This is a genomic window from Paenibacillus sp. QJM3NY_38 (assembly GCF_056173265.1).
The window spans coordinates 5993368-6006502 of record NZ_CM149665.1 but is presented as its reverse complement, the minus strand read 5'-3'; the positions used below and the strand labels follow the sequence as shown (position 1 = coordinate 6006502).

General features: G+C 49.9%; 14 protein-coding genes and 1 tRNA gene. 11 read left to right on the top strand and 4 right to left on the bottom strand.

The window, feature by feature from the left end; all coding sequences use genetic code 11:
* Positions 1-199 precede the first annotated feature (199 nt).
* The 5 genes from AC0VZ8_RS27725 (at position 200) to AC0VZ8_RS27705 (ending at position 6667) form a co-directional block, all read left to right on the top strand.
* Positions 200-1867 (top strand): AraC family transcriptional regulator, encoded by a 1668-nt coding sequence (locus tag AC0VZ8_RS27725; RefSeq protein ID WP_475485102.1) that lies wholly within the window; start codon positions 200-202, stop codon positions 1865-1867.
* Between the two features lie 117 nt (positions 1868-1984).
* Positions 1985-3007 carry an ABC transporter substrate-binding protein gene (locus AC0VZ8_RS27720; RefSeq protein WP_071222580.1) on the top strand — a complete coding sequence of 341 codons (1023 nt, stop codon included), beginning with the start codon at positions 1985-1987 and terminating at the stop codon, positions 3005-3007.
* Positions 3008-3047: 40 nt separating this feature from the next.
* A complete protein-coding gene (locus tag AC0VZ8_RS27715; RefSeq protein ID WP_475485101.1) occupies positions 3048-4055 on the top strand; it encodes a FecCD family ABC transporter permease in 1008 nt (335 codons plus the stop codon).
* Positions 4056-4074: 19 nt separating this feature from the next.
* Positions 4075-5067, top strand: a complete 993-nt coding sequence (locus AC0VZ8_RS27710) for a FecCD family ABC transporter permease (protein WP_426198721.1) — start codon at positions 4075-4077, stop codon at positions 5065-5067.
* Between the two features lie 22 nt (positions 5068-5089).
* Complete coding sequence (locus AC0VZ8_RS27705; protein WP_475485100.1) at positions 5090-6667, top strand: alpha/beta hydrolase; 1578 nt, start codon at positions 5090-5092, stop codon at positions 6665-6667.
* A gap of 101 nt (positions 6668-6768) precedes the next feature.
* On the opposite strand, the gene AC0VZ8_RS27700 is transcribed toward AC0VZ8_RS27705, so the two are convergent.
* Positions 6769-7413, bottom strand: a complete 645-nt coding sequence (locus tag AC0VZ8_RS27700; protein ID WP_071222582.1) for a PAS domain-containing protein — start codon at positions 7411-7413, stop codon at positions 6769-6771.
* A 177-nt stretch (positions 7414-7590) separates the two neighbouring features.
* On the opposite strand from AC0VZ8_RS27700, the gene AC0VZ8_RS27695 reads away from it, so the two are divergent.
* The 6 genes from AC0VZ8_RS27695 (at position 7591) to AC0VZ8_RS27670 (ending at position 9999) form a co-directional block, all read left to right on the top strand.
* Positions 7591-7953: a helix-turn-helix domain-containing protein gene (locus AC0VZ8_RS27695; RefSeq protein WP_475485099.1), complete on the top strand. Its 363-nt coding sequence runs from the start codon at positions 7591-7593 to the stop codon at positions 7951-7953.
* A 103-nt stretch (positions 7954-8056) separates the two neighbouring features.
* A tRNA-Leu gene (locus tag AC0VZ8_RS27690) sits at positions 8057-8139 on the top strand.
* 184 nt (positions 8140-8323) lie between these two features.
* On the top strand, positions 8324-8743 hold the full coding sequence (locus tag AC0VZ8_RS27685) for an organic hydroperoxide resistance protein (protein WP_475485098.1): 420 nt from the start codon (positions 8324-8326) through the stop codon (positions 8741-8743).
* Positions 8744-8877: 134 nt separating this feature from the next.
* Positions 8878-9120 carry a zinc ribbon domain-containing protein gene (locus tag AC0VZ8_RS27680; RefSeq protein WP_071222731.1) on the top strand — a complete coding sequence of 81 codons (243 nt, stop codon included), beginning with the start codon at positions 8878-8880 and terminating at the stop codon, positions 9118-9120.
* Between the two features lie 89 nt (positions 9121-9209).
* A complete protein-coding gene (locus AC0VZ8_RS27675; RefSeq protein ID WP_076324660.1) occupies positions 9210-9485 on the top strand; it encodes a hypothetical protein in 276 nt (91 codons plus the stop codon).
* An 88-nt stretch (positions 9486-9573) separates the two neighbouring features.
* The gene (locus AC0VZ8_RS27670) at positions 9574-9999 is read left to right on the top strand and encodes a thiol-disulfide oxidoreductase DCC family protein (protein WP_100539067.1); all 426 of its coding nucleotides are present in this window, start codon (positions 9574-9576) and stop codon (positions 9997-9999) included.
* Between the two features lie 10 nt (positions 10000-10009).
* On the opposite strand, the gene AC0VZ8_RS27665 is transcribed toward AC0VZ8_RS27670, so the two are convergent.
* The 3 genes from AC0VZ8_RS27665 to AC0VZ8_RS27655 form a co-directional block, all read right to left on the bottom strand.
* Positions 10010-10486: a FixH family protein gene (locus AC0VZ8_RS27665; RefSeq protein WP_475485097.1), complete on the bottom strand. Its 477-nt coding sequence runs from the start codon at positions 10484-10486 to the stop codon at positions 10010-10012.
* Between the two features lie 40 nt (positions 10487-10526).
* Positions 10527-11939: a PepSY-associated TM helix domain-containing protein gene (locus AC0VZ8_RS27660; protein WP_475485096.1), complete on the bottom strand. Its 1413-nt coding sequence runs from the start codon at positions 11937-11939 to the stop codon at positions 10527-10529.
* A 78-nt stretch (positions 11940-12017) separates the two neighbouring features.
* Complete coding sequence (locus AC0VZ8_RS27655; RefSeq protein WP_071222589.1) at positions 12018-12887, bottom strand: thermonuclease family protein; 870 nt, start codon at positions 12885-12887, stop codon at positions 12018-12020.
* Between the last annotated feature and the right edge of the window lie 248 nt (positions 12888-13135).

Below are 13135 nucleotides of genomic sequence, written 5' to 3'. Positions count from 1 at the left end.
AGGATCCGCCTTCATACCCAATATTTAAAAAGCAGCGGCTACGGCTTCCTGACAGGGAGCGCGTGGCTGCTTTCTTTTTGTCTAACGTCGTCGTGCGACAAGGTGGAAAAGAGAGAAGATCGTGCTGGACTTTTGGGACGGTGTGTGATAATTATATGATAATGATAACCATTCTCATTTAAGGTTGGGGTCTGTACATATGTTAAACCTGTCGACGAATAGCAGTAGCAAAAAAGATTCGCGTGAATACAGCGGGCTCACGGCCCGTTTATGGAATATGGATATTGTTCATGGGCAAGAGCTCTCCCTGGAGCAGCAGTTGGCAGTGCAGCCAGCCCTTATTATCCCGCTTAGCGGAGAACCCTGTTTACAACAGGCAGAGCAAATCACCCGTATGAATAAGGGATGCGTTTATTGTTGTGCAGCGGGGGCTACTTTCGGAATTACGAGTGCCGATTACAGGAGTTCCGAGGAGCACGAGCAGGCTTCGGTCGCGATCCTTCATTATAGTTTCATGGAAGGGATATCAGGCTGCGATCGATTGCATGAGGTGGATTGCGCCGATTTCATGCCCTATGACGGCATCTTTGTCATCAGCTCTCCGGACCGCTTGAATCTCGTCTGCCGGTCGATGTATAAGGATTTTCACAGCAAGGAGCCCATGAAGCAGTGGAGGGTTCAGCTGGATTTTCAAGAGCTGCTATATACGATGATTGCCGAATGCAGCCCTTACTCCAAGAATGATAAGCGGCAAGCGCTGGAGCGGGTGAAGGAGTATATCGAGGAACATTATGATGAAGATTTAACGATTGAACAATTGGCGAGCCTTTCGGAGCTGAGTCCCAAATATTTTGTTGAAGTATATAAGAAGACGTATGGGCACAGCGCGATGGATTATTTGGCGCATGTTCGTTTGAACAAGGCGAAGCAGTTGATGCTGGGCTCGGATTCTTTGCTGCGTGAAGTGGCGCATATGGTGGGGTATAAGGATGAATTTTATTTTAGCCGCAAGTTTAAGAAGGCATTCGGGATATCCCCCTCGGTGTATATAAAAACAAGGAAAAATAAACTGGCGATGTACGGCTCGACGGCCCTCCTGGGTTACGCCATGCCGCTGGATTTCACGCCGTACGCGGCTCCGCTTCATCCGAAGTGGTCACAGCATTACTATAACATGCTTGGGCCGGATATCCCCGTTCATCTGGATGCATACCGCCAGAATCATAATAAATATGCGAATCTGGAGAAGCTGGCCTCGGCACGTCCGGAGCTCATCGTTTGTGCACAGGGGGTGGAAGATTGGGAGAAGGAGCAGCTTCGGCTGATTGCCCCCCTCTACGAAATGCCGGAAGAGCAGGGAGGGTGGCAGTTTAATCTGTTAGGGCTCGCTAAATTGCTGAACAAGCTGCACGAAGCAGAGCAGTGGATCGATACGTTTCATCATAAAATATCGACTTACCGTGGGAAGCTCCCCGCTGAAATGATGGAAGAACGCACGCTTTTGACCGCACGCCTGCGTCAGGATGAACTGATGGCTTACAGTCATCCGGGCATGAAGGAACTATTATTTGATTATTTTAATTTTCAGCCGGCTAAGTCTGTGGACTGGGAGGAGGCTGGACGTTTAACGATTGAGCAGATCAAGGAGAGCCGGGCAGACCATATGCTGCTCTTGATCCGTCAGGATTCCGAAACGCTGGCCAATTGGAGAAAACTGCAGGCAACGCCGGAGTGGATGACCATTACTGCGGTGCGAGACGGAACGTTGCACCAACTATCCTCTTACCCTTGGCGCGAGTACTCTCCCATTGCGATGGAGCAGATGGCGGAGGAAGCCTTTCGGTTGTTTTCCGGAAATTGTCCATGAGGAATCCGGTGATTTGTCCATGGTACTAAGAGAGCAAATCCTATACTATGATCAATAATGATAATCATTATCAATTATTGAGTGATCATAGATCATGGAAGGGGTAATTGGAGAGAGATGAAACGAATGAAATGGGTCTTGGGGTTATTGCTGGTATTTGCGTTGGTACTGTCCGCCTGCGGTGGAGGCAGCGAGGCTAAAGATACAGACGGAGCTAGCGCGAATAATGCAGCAGAGAGCGCGAACACAGCCGGGGAGGAAAACGCTGCGAAAGAAGAAGCGGCTCCAGCATCGTCCGATACTAAAGTTGTGAAATATCTCGATCAGGAATATACGCTTCCGGCCAAGACGGAGCGCATCGTTATCACCGGTGCCGTTGAAGCCATGGAGGATGCCATTGTGCTGGAAGTAAACCCGGTTGGGGCCATTAGCTTCTCGGGTAAATTCCCGCCGATGTTTGAATCGATTACGAAGAACGCCCAGTCGGTTGGCGAGAAAATGGAGCCGAATTTCGAAACGATCCTGTCTTTGAAGCCGGATGTGATTTTGGCATCGTCCAAAGCCAAGCCTGAAGTCATTGAACAGTTAAATAAAATTGCACCCACGATTCCGTACTCCCATATATCGACCAACTGGGAGAGCAACCTGAAATTGCTCGGCGAGTTAAGCGGCAAACAGGAACAAGCGGAACAGGCAATCGCGAAATATAAAGAGAGCTTGGAAGAAGTCAAAGCGACGATTGGAGATAGCCTGAAGGACAAGAAAGTTCTGGCGCTTCGGATTCGTGCGGGCGAGATGTACATCTATCCGGCAGGCGTGTTCTTTAACCCGGTATTGTATGAGGATTTGGGGATTGAAGTACCGGCTGAAGTAGCGGCAGCCAAAGCACAGGAACTGATCTCGAAAGAGAAAATTGCAGAGATGAATCCGGATTATGTATTTGTCCAATTCTCGCCAGATGAGAATAAGGATACGCCGAATGCTTTGGAAGAACTTCAGAATGATCCGATCATGAAGAACTTGAATGCATTCAAGAACGGGACCGCTTTTGTCAACGTGGTGGATCCACTGGCTCAAGGCGGAACCGCGTACAGCAAAATCGAGTTTCTGAAAGCTGCAGTCGAAAGCCTGACAAAGTAACATCCAACATTTCAGTATAAACCTATAAGGCGTGTTGTTCATGAGGTTCAAAAAATCACTGCCGGCTGTCATCCTTGTGATGGCCCCGGCAGTCTGTTTCTTGCTCATAGCGGCCTCCATCCTGTATGGAGCCAAAAATATTACGATGGATACCGTTTGGGATTCCATCTTTGCTTTTGATTCGGAGAGCATCGATCATCAGATTATTGTGAGCTCCCGATTGCCGAGAGTTGTCGGTGCCATGCTTATCGGCGCTTTTCTCGCGGTATCAGGCGCTTTAATGCAAGGAATGACAAGGAACTATTTGGCGTCCCCATCCATCATGGGGGTATCGGATGGTTCGGTCTTCGCGGTGACACTGTTCATGGTATTTATCCCGAACGCCAGCTCCAATATGTACATCGTCAGTTCGCTGATCGGCTCAGCCATCGGAGCGGCCGTGGTGTTCGGCTTGGCATGGCTTATTCCTGGCGGACTCAGCCCGGTTCGACTGGCTATTCTCGGAACCGTAATCGGGACGTTTCTTAGCGGTACCGCAGAGGCATTGGCGGCCTATTTTCAGATATCGCAAAATATCAGCTTCTGGTACAATGCCCGGCTGCATGCCATGGACCCGGAACTGATTAAACTGAGCATTCCGTTTGCAATCGTTGGTTTGTGTCTTGCCGTTGTATTATCCAAATCGATCACGCTGCTGTCGCTCGGGGACGAGACGGCCAAGGGGCTTGGTGTGAATACGTGGCTGATTAAAGCCCTTGCGATGGTGGCTGTTGTGATTCTGACTGGCGTATCTGTGGCGCTGGCGGGTAAGGTTGCCTTCGTAGGTTTGATTATTCCTCATATTGCCCGCTTTCTGTCCGGCTCGGATTATCGATGGATCATACCGGTGTCGGGCGTGCTTGGCGGCATGTTTCTTGCATTATGTGATATTCTCGCACGGTTTGTAAATGATCCGTTTGAGACGCCGGTGGGTGTTATAACTTCGTTGATCGGGGTTCCTTTCTTCCTCTATTTGATCAAGACGAGGGGAGGGGCTCAGCGTGCGTAACACCTATTACCGATTCCCGATGGTTCTGACTGGAGGAATCTTGGTTGTATTGACTGCCGTATATTTCAGTCTCACCAACGGGACGTTTGATATGTCCATCAAGGAAGTGTTTCAAACTTTGCTCCGGATGAATCCCAATTCGGATTTCGATCTCGTTGTGTTCGAGTTCAGGCTGCCTCGTATTGTGCTTGGTGCTCTCGTCGGGTTTGCGCTGGGTATGGCCGGTGCAGTTATCCAGGGGGTTACCCGCAACGGTCTTGCGGATCCGGGCATTCTCGGCATCAATGCAGGCGCAGGCATGGCGGTTGTGTTGTTTATGTTCCTGCTGCAAGGGCAGATCACGATGACCGGCTGGTTCGGGGTTATGATGATGCCGATGTTCGGTATCGCTGGCGGTTTGGCGGCAACTACGGCCATATTTATGTTCGCCAGAGAAAACGGAAAGCTGGATCCGCAGCGGCTAATTCTTGTGGGGATTGCGATTGCATCCGGTTTTGGTGCTATTACGATGTTCCTCTCGCTCAAAATGAATCCATCGGATTATGAGATGGCTGTAGCTTGGCTGGCCGGCAGCCTTCACAGCGCTAACTGGAAGTTCGTGGTCACGATGCTTCCTTGGCTCATCATGCTGCCGCCTGTCATTTGGCTCCGCTCTCAAGTGCTCGATTTGTTCCAGCTGGGCGAGGAAAGCGTGAAGAGTGTCGGGGTAACCGTTGAACGGGAGAAAAATGTATTGCTTCTATGCAGCATCGGTTTGGTCAGCGCGAGCGTTGCCGTATCCGGCAGCATCGGGTTTGTCGGTCTGATCGCTCCGCATCTGGCGAGGCAGCTGGTTGGACTGCGGCACAGGCATATCATCCCGATCAGCGGTATAGCAGGCATGGCGATTGTGGTCATAGGCGATTTCATCGGCAGAACGATATTCGCTCCGGCCGAGCTGGCTGCAGGCATTGTGGTGTCCGTGATTGGGGTTCCATATTTTATCTATCTATTAATTCGTATGCGAAAATAAAAGCAGCTTTCGGGAGGATCACATGAATCGTTATCAACAGCTGGTGGTTGAGGACAGGGAACTCACACTGTATTTGCCTCCTTCCTATCATGAGTCGGACCGTTCTTATCCTGTTGCCTACGTACAGGATCAAGGAGATATGTTCACGGACTGTCTCAATTATCTGAACCATCTGTTTGCAGCAGGCCAACTCGTCGAGGTCATCCTGGTCGGGATTTCGTCAACAAATCGAAACCGTGAGTACACGCCTTGGCCGGCCGAGCCGCTGCTGGAGGGCAATCCGCCTTTCGGCGGGGAGGGCAGAGCTTATGTCGATGAGGTGGCGGATGTCATCAAGGCGTACATAGACAGACAGTACCGTACACTCGCAGCGCCCGAACATACAGCCATCATTGGTGGTTCCTTTGGCGGTTTGATCTCGATGTTCGCGGGGTATTGGCGTCCCGAGACCTTCGGACGGATCGGGATGCTGTCGGCTTCGTTATGGTATGACGGGGTTATGGGTTACATCAGGGAGCAGGGGGAATTGCCTGCCGGGCTGAGGGTATATATGTCCGTTGGACAGTTGGAAGGCGCATATAAGAACAATGCGCAGAAACATATGTATCCGAATAACGTCGAGGCGCATCGATTCTGGATCGAACAAGGGGGGAGCCCCGAGCGGCTCCAACTGGCGGTAGATCCTGATGGGACCCATGATCCCATTTTTATGGCCAGAAGATTTCCGGATGCGCTGCGGTGGTTGTTCGTCAAGGAAGAATATGACCAAGAATCTGAGATTGTGCGAGCTAACTGCAATTACCACGAAAAGGATCCTCTGTTTTGCATACCGGGAACGGTGACATGGTCCATGCAATCCGACGTCACAGGCCGCGAATACCGTATTTTCATTGCCGAACCGATGGGACCACCACCTGAAGGCGGTTATCCTGTATTATATTCGCTGGATGCCAATGCGACCTTCGGAACGCTTGCGGAGGCAATCCGACTGCAATCCCGGACCCCCCGCGGCATTCCCTCGGCGCTTATTGTCGGGATCGGCTTTGATAGTGACAGTCCGATCGTGAGCAGCGAGCGTTTTTACAACTTTACTGAATATGCTGAAGACCATGAATTGCCGGTCCGCCCTAACGGATTGGATTGGCCGGAAACAGGCGGCGTCGAAGCATTCCTTACCTTCATCGAGTTTCAGCTGAAGCCGGCCGTGGAGCGGCAATACGCGGTGAATCGTTCGAAGCAGGCGCTGTTCGGGCACTCGCTCGGTGGTTTTTTCACCTTGTATACATTATTCACCAGACCTGAGACCTTTTCGCGGTATATTGCGGCTTGTCCCTCGGTGTGGTGGAAGAACTACGCGCTGTACAAACGGTGGGAAGAGGGGAAGCTCCGTTTACAACAGAGCGGACAGCGTAAAGAGCTGCGTCTGTATGTTGGAGCTGAGGAGAAGCCGTCCATGGTTCAAGACGCCAGGGAACTCTATGCATTCCTCAAAGGGCATGATGAGGTGCTGGAGACTACGTTTCATGAAATTGAGGGAGAAGGCCACGTCTCGGTGCTGCCTGCTCTGGTAAGCCCTCTGCTTCGTTTTGTGAACGCGTAATATGAGAAAAATGCCTTAAGCATGAATAAGCAGCCTCATATCCAGGGATAAAGCCGGATCATGAAGCTGCTTATTCCGCGTTGCTGTTTATAGGCAGAGAGTTAATCGTGTATTTCCGGATCATCAAGGATGGAAGAGTACTTTGGGTACAATCTGCGAATGCAATCCGGACAGATATCGTGGGTAAATTCAATGGGGAGGCGGCTCTCCAAATAGCTCTCCACAGGCTCCCACTCTTCCGCGTGGTGAACGTATTTGCATACGGCGCAGATGGGAATATGTCCGGGAAGGGGAAAGCTGTGAGCCAGCGCTTGTTCCAGCAGCAGCTCCTTGCGTTTGAACTTCGTAATATCCGTAAATGATATCATAGCTCCGTGAATACGGCTGTCCTTGTTGATAAGCAGCGGCAGTACCTCACATAAAACCCAATTCTCTTGGCCGTTCCATTGTACGGCATATTCAAAGGAATAATCAGAATGCTTCCCCAGCATAACATCTCTTACGGAGGGCAAATCCAACTCACGGAAAAAATGATCAAATGAAGCCAGACTCAGGGACTTGGAAGCGAGATTAAAAAAAGATGCCCCCTGCCATCCAAACTCAGGGGAAACACCATATCTTCCGGCCATGGTAATGAGTGGATCGTTAATTTTGTCTATGATGCCATCCGGCGTAATGATCATCAATCCTTTGTTCAAGGAATGAACCGCATTATTCCAGGATGTGATCATGGTATCGTAGGGCAAATGACTCGCTCCTCATACGGAATAGACTCATGAGTAAAAGATACAACCATCCATGAGTACTATGGTATAATTTAGGCAATATATATTTGATTATACACGTAAATAAGTGGTTTTGCAAGAGAAAAATACGTACATAAGTAATTTTCTTTCAAAGAGAACTAGGAAGGCGGTTGTTTGATGCAGTCTATTTACCAACGAATCGAACATCTCATAGAAAGCCGAGGTATGACCAAGAAGGCGTTTTGTGAAACCCTCGGGATCAGCACAGGAAATTTTGGTGATTGGAAGAGGGGGAAAACAACGCCGAGTACAAATAAATTGATTGAGATAGCTGCATTCTTTTCCGTAAGCTTGGATTGGTTGATTATTGGCAAGGGCAATCCTACCCGAGTCAATGAAGCGCGCGGGGAGTATGAAGTGGAGCCGGGATCATCCGATCTTCCCATCATGTCCGGATTGGCAGAGAATGAGAAGGAGTTTATCCGGGAATATATCGAGTTTTCAGCATACCGGAAGGAAAAGCGAAACGACAAGACCTAGCGGCTTATGAACCTAAGCTGACGACCCACAATTTGGTTCTTTACTTTTGTGTGATGGAACAGTATAATAGGGAATGTTCGCTACAGAACATCCCTTACAACATGCGGTAGTGGTGGAATGGCAGACACGCTATCTTGAGGGGGTAGTGGGTGTATACCCGTGGAGGTTCGAGTCCTCTCTACCGCATACTTTATGAAGAAGCTGTTTATCAAGAGGAATTCTTCCTCTGATAAACGGCTTTTTTGTTTGCATCGCAAGTTGGGACATGCTGTTTCTTATGCGAGTTTGCCCAATTATCGTTTCAATTTCCGCTGCAAGTTTAAAGAGTACATGTAGAGACCATAATAGGGCATGAAGGAGATGAACGAGCATGAAACCATTATACACAGCAGATGTAAAAGTCATTGGAGGGCGTGAAGGCTCTGTTGAATCTACCGATGGGGTTCTTAATCACAAGTTAAGCATGCCGAAGGAGCTTGGAGGACCGGGCGGTGACGGAACCAATCCGGAGCAGCTGTTTGCGGCCGGCTATGGCGCCTGTTACGAAAGCGCCCTGGCTAATATCGCCCGTAAAGAGGGCGTCGAGCTCAAAGACGTCGTGATCCATTCTCAGGTCATGATCGGAAAGGACGATGGCGCTGACGGTTTTAAGCTTGCGGTGAAGCTGAAGATCGAAATGCCGGGAATCGAACGAAGCCAGGCGGAGGACCTCGCGAAGAAGGCGCATGCGTTCTGCCCTTATTCCAAGGCTACCCGAGGCAACATTGACGTGGAGTTAAGCGTAAGCTAACCATAAAGGAATTCGGATGGTCCTCTGAAATGGAGGGCCATCCTTTTTTGTCGGCTTACGATGCGGAATATGAAACTTTTTACATGATACTCCGTATTTCAGTTAAAGCTATGAATTGGAAAGGGGCGCTTAAGATGAGTATTGAACAAATGATAGAGGAACGGTTTGTATGCAGCAAATGCGGAGGGAATCACTGCCAGACGAAAGAGGTCTCGATGTCAGGGGCCGGGCTGAGCAAGATGTTTGATATTCAGCACAATCATTTCCTATTTGTTTCCTGCACGAACTGCGGATATGTGGAAGTGTTCAACCCGGATATATTAGAAGGTAAAAAGAGGGGGCAGCTTGGCTCGATCCTGGATGTGTTCTTCGGTTGACATCACCCCTAAAATTCTTTAATATGACTAAGTACCAGAAAGTACAAACCAGTCATAGGGAATTTAAATAAAATAAACGGGTGATGAACATGCCATACAGACCGCAGATTGCAAATGTGACCACAGCTGGAAGCAATGAAAAAGAAGGGCTTTACGAATTCATTATCCACACGGCTGACGGAACGGATATTCGCGTATTCTATAACCGCTTCCCGGAATGGAAACTGACTGCGCTTAGCCGACTTGGGAAAGTACCTTGCCCGGTTTGTCGTAAGGATTTCATATGCAAATGCATGGAGAAATTCTCGAACGAATTCGACCAGCAGATGAAAGACGGCGAGTGGCTGAACAAAGCTGCTGAGTAATAAACCAATAAGCGTACTTGATCAAGCGTAGGAGAGGGCTCCTGCGTTTTTTCTTTTTTATGGCTTGCCTGAAAGGAGCGAGGAAAATATGAAGGATCGTGCAACCGAAAATCATGAGGAATATGCGATTGTGCTGATTGATGGCGTGTGCCATTTGTGCCAGGGTCTGACGCAGTTCATTATCAAGAGAGATCCTGCCGGTGCCTTTCGCTTCGCTTCGCTGCAATCCGAGATTGGGCAGGAGTTGTTGAGGCAGGGAGGGCTTCGTGGAGATACTACGGAAACGATGGTGCTGATTGAACAGGGGAGGTATTACACAAGGTCGACGGGAGCTCTTCGGATTGCGCGGCGTCTTCGCTTTCCTTGGCCGCTGTCGTATATCCTGATTCTGATTCCCCCGTTCTTACGAAACCTGGTGTACCGCTGGGTAGCGAAGAACCGTTACCGGTGGTTTGGGCAATCCAGTGAATGCATGATCCCGACGCCGGACATTCGGCGCCGGTTCTTGTCCTAATCCACTTGTATTAATGATGATGTTCTGCCGTACCTTCTTGAAATGTCGGAGTTCCTGCTTGCAGGTAGGCAAGCTCGGCCTCGGACAGTTTGCCGACCGCGAACGGTTTCTGGGGAATGATGATGGAACCGTTATTTCCGCTGTGCAGCTTGATGAAATACAGCCCCTCATTATCGAAGGTTTTGGTTACCGTATACACGCCATCACCGACCTCTACCGCATCCGTCATGGGATCCCGCAGGGAGCCGTCATGGCTCCACAGTTCGTAGTGGACAAAATCCGCACCAGGTACCCTTTGGCCATCCTGGGTGAGAATGATCTCAATGGTCTCCGGTTGATGAACATATAACGTCTCCGGAATGTTCACCTCGGCGATCAGCGGGATTTCTTTTTCATACCGGTTGACTGCTTCGGGACTGGCCGAACAAGCGCTCAGCAGCAGGACCGATAGCAGTGCGGATAATATAAAACGGCTTTTCATGATCATGAAACCGCCACCCCTTATTGTAGTTAGAGTATAGACTGAATCAGGCATTCAGAAATGTCTTGATCGTCGGTACCCTCCGAACGATAACATAATCGATGATCCACACGATGATGAGCGACAAGCCCACAAGCGGGAACAGGATCCCCAAAGCGATGAGAAGCAGAAGGAATACCTTCATGTTCTTGGCTTTAACCTCGGGTGCTTTTGGCGCCCCCAGTCCATGCTCCGGTTTTCGCTTCCACCACAAGTACAGACCGCTCACCGCAATGAAAATGATTCCTATGCATATAAGCAAACTGAAGATTTGGTTAACGATACCGAATTGGGTTCCTTTATGCAGTGTAATGCCTAGGGCAACGGCTTTACCAACGACCCCGTAATGGTCATAGCGATAATCCGCCAACACCGCGCCGCTGTACTGGTCGATATGCATGGTAGCCTCATCTTGGGCTTTCGGCGGATAGGCCGACAACGTGTACACCCCGTCCGCTTGCTGTGGAATGCTGATGGTGTAGCTAGGATGGATCCCCTCGCTTCGGGCTACGTACATGACATCTTCGATTGGAAGCGGCGTAAAGTCGGAGATGGTGGAGTTAGGTACCTCCAGATTTTCGGCCGCCCAAGGGACCTCTGCGACTTCCTTCGTCTGAACCACATGGGAGGATGGCGCACTGCCTGACCAGATGGAAGGGGGATAACCAGCGCCGGTGTTAGTTGCCATGGTTTGAAAATTGCTGCCCCACAGGCCTGACCAGGGCAAGCCGGTCATAATGAGAAACAGCATGCCTGCCGCGATCCAGAAGGCGGGAACGGCGTGCAGGTCCCTGCGGAGAATCTGCTTGCCCTTGCCGAGCCTCGGGTACAGGATCCCCGCGAGGCTTCTTTTCTTTTTGCTTTTGTTTTTATTTTTCGGAAACCATAAAAATAATCCGGTAATGATCAGCACGATCGCCCAGCAGGCGGCTAGCTCCACGATCCGGTCCCCCACGGTCCCGACCATCAGCTCGCCGTGGAATTCCTCGATTTTGTCCATGATGCGGTCTTTGTCTTTCAGCTCGCCAATCTTTTCTCCCGTATAAGGGTCCATGAAGACGGTCATGGATTCGCCCCCTGAGGTCAAACTGATCTCTGTAGATCGGGAGTCCGACTCGCCGGGGCGGTATTTCGTGATCGTAGCGTCAGGGTAGAGCTCTTTCACTTGTCCGACCAGCTTGCTGGGCGTTACCCGTTCAACCTGAGGGGTTACCGTGTAGTAGTCCCGATATAGCGCTTGTTCAATCTGAGGCTTAAATAAGTAAACGGAGCCGGTGATCGCCAGGATGATCAGAAAGGGAGCAAAAATGATGCCGGCATAGAAATGCCATCTCCAGACGGTTTTGTACCATGCGGCAGAGCTTGGATTTGACGGTTGACTTTCATTTGGTTGGATTGCTGGAGGTTTCTTGTTCCCCATGGCTGGTGGCTCCTTTTCAATTAAAGCTAAAATTTATATAAGATGAACATGAGAGTACATTTCATATATCAGATGAGTTTACTTCGGGGCCCGGAAACCGGCCTGGACGGCTTCTGCCTCGCTGCAGAACCACTGCTCCTGCTTCGTGCGCTCATAGTATGGGGATTCGGGAGTATGGTAGATTTTCTCGCCCTTCGAGTTGATGTTGCCCTTGATGTCGCAGCCTTGCTTGGACGCTTGGCTGTTCTCTTTCGGAGCTTGGGCTGCCGCTGTGTTATTACGGCTACTGTTGTTCTTGTTGTTTGTGTTGTCCTGCTCCTCCGGATGGAAGCCGTCTTCCTGGGCATAGTTCTCTACGCTCCATATCCCGAGCGCCTGGTCCCGGCTGATCCGCTGCAAATCATCAAATTTGTCCACATAGCGGGTGTTGGGCGGGTAGATATAGGCCACGCGGGCGAGCCCTTCTTCAAGCAGCGATTCCTGGACCATTTTTCCGTCGGCATATACATACGCAAGCAGCCTGGAGTATTTATCCCGGTTCGGACCGATATCAAATTCCAATTCAAGAAGGTCGGCTTGTTCCACCAGATCCTTCGTAAAAGCCTTGGCCTCGGGCCCGAATGGCTGTACGCCCAGCTTCGGATGACTCGTCTCGGGGGTATCGATCAGGAGCATCCGGACATTCTCCTTCTTCCCTTCGAACATCACGCTGATGGTGTCACCGTCAACGGCTTTGACCAGTTCCACGGCTGCCCGCGGAAGATTCAGATCATCGGTTGGATAGGTCGTTTGTTTGGAATTCGTTGTACTGGTGTTGTTGGTCTTGGCTTCAGATTTAACGCTTGTTGCGGTTCCTTCGTTTGATGTCGCCGGGGACATCAGCGGCTGGCTGCAGCCTGATAATAGCAGCAAGGCGGTTAGCACAGCGGTTAACATTCGTTTGTTCACTTGTTGTCACTCTCCTGGCTTGGAAGTTTGGTTCAGATGGTTTAGGAGTTTATGTAATGTTGGTTCTATATAAGTAGTTCTTATATAGAGAACATTCGTTCTAAGCCTATATAGTAGGACATATATCCTTGTTTTGACAATAGTGAATAAGGGCTATCTGTATATCAAAATAATATCTTGCCGTTCTTCTGCAACTGTGATATTCTAATGTCAAATTATAACAGACAACGGAAGCACCGTTCATGGAC

Excerpts from the sequence above, each read along its gene's own strand:
- AC0VZ8_RS27725 (WP_475485102.1), top strand. The coding sequence starts at position 200 with ATGTTAAACCTGTCGACGAATAGCAGTAGCAAAAAAGATTCGCGTGAA.
- AC0VZ8_RS27720 (WP_071222580.1), top strand. The coding sequence starts at position 1,985 with ATGAAACGAATGAAATGGGTCTTGGGGTTATTGCTGGTATTTGCGTTG.
- AC0VZ8_RS27715 (WP_475485101.1), top strand. The coding sequence starts at position 3,048 with ATGAGGTTCAAAAAATCACTGCCGGCTGTCATCCTTGTGATGGCCCCG.
- AC0VZ8_RS27710 (WP_426198721.1), top strand. The coding sequence starts at position 4,075 with ATGGTTCTGACTGGAGGAATCTTGGTTGTATTGACTGCCGTATATTTC.
- AC0VZ8_RS27705 (WP_475485100.1), top strand. The coding sequence starts at position 5,090 with ATGAATCGTTATCAACAGCTGGTGGTTGAGGACAGGGAACTCACACTG.
- AC0VZ8_RS27695 (WP_475485099.1), top strand. The coding sequence starts at position 7,591 with ATGCAGTCTATTTACCAACGAATCGAACATCTCATAGAAAGCCGAGGT.
- AC0VZ8_RS27685 (WP_475485098.1), top strand. The coding sequence starts at position 8,324 with ATGAAACCATTATACACAGCAGATGTAAAAGTCATTGGAGGGCGTGAA.
- AC0VZ8_RS27680 (WP_071222731.1), top strand. The coding sequence starts at position 8,878 with ATGAGTATTGAACAAATGATAGAGGAACGGTTTGTATGCAGCAAATGC.
- AC0VZ8_RS27675 (WP_076324660.1), top strand. The coding sequence starts at position 9,210 with ATGCCATACAGACCGCAGATTGCAAATGTGACCACAGCTGGAAGCAAT.
- AC0VZ8_RS27670 (WP_100539067.1), top strand. The coding sequence starts at position 9,574 with ATGAAGGATCGTGCAACCGAAAATCATGAGGAATATGCGATTGTGCTG.
- AC0VZ8_RS27665 (WP_475485097.1), bottom strand. The coding sequence starts at position 10,486 with ATGATCATGAAAAGCCGTTTTATATTATCCGCACTGCTATCGGTCCTG.
- AC0VZ8_RS27660 (WP_475485096.1), bottom strand. The coding sequence starts at position 11,939 with ATGGGGAACAAGAAACCTCCAGCAATCCAACCAAATGAAAGTCAACCG.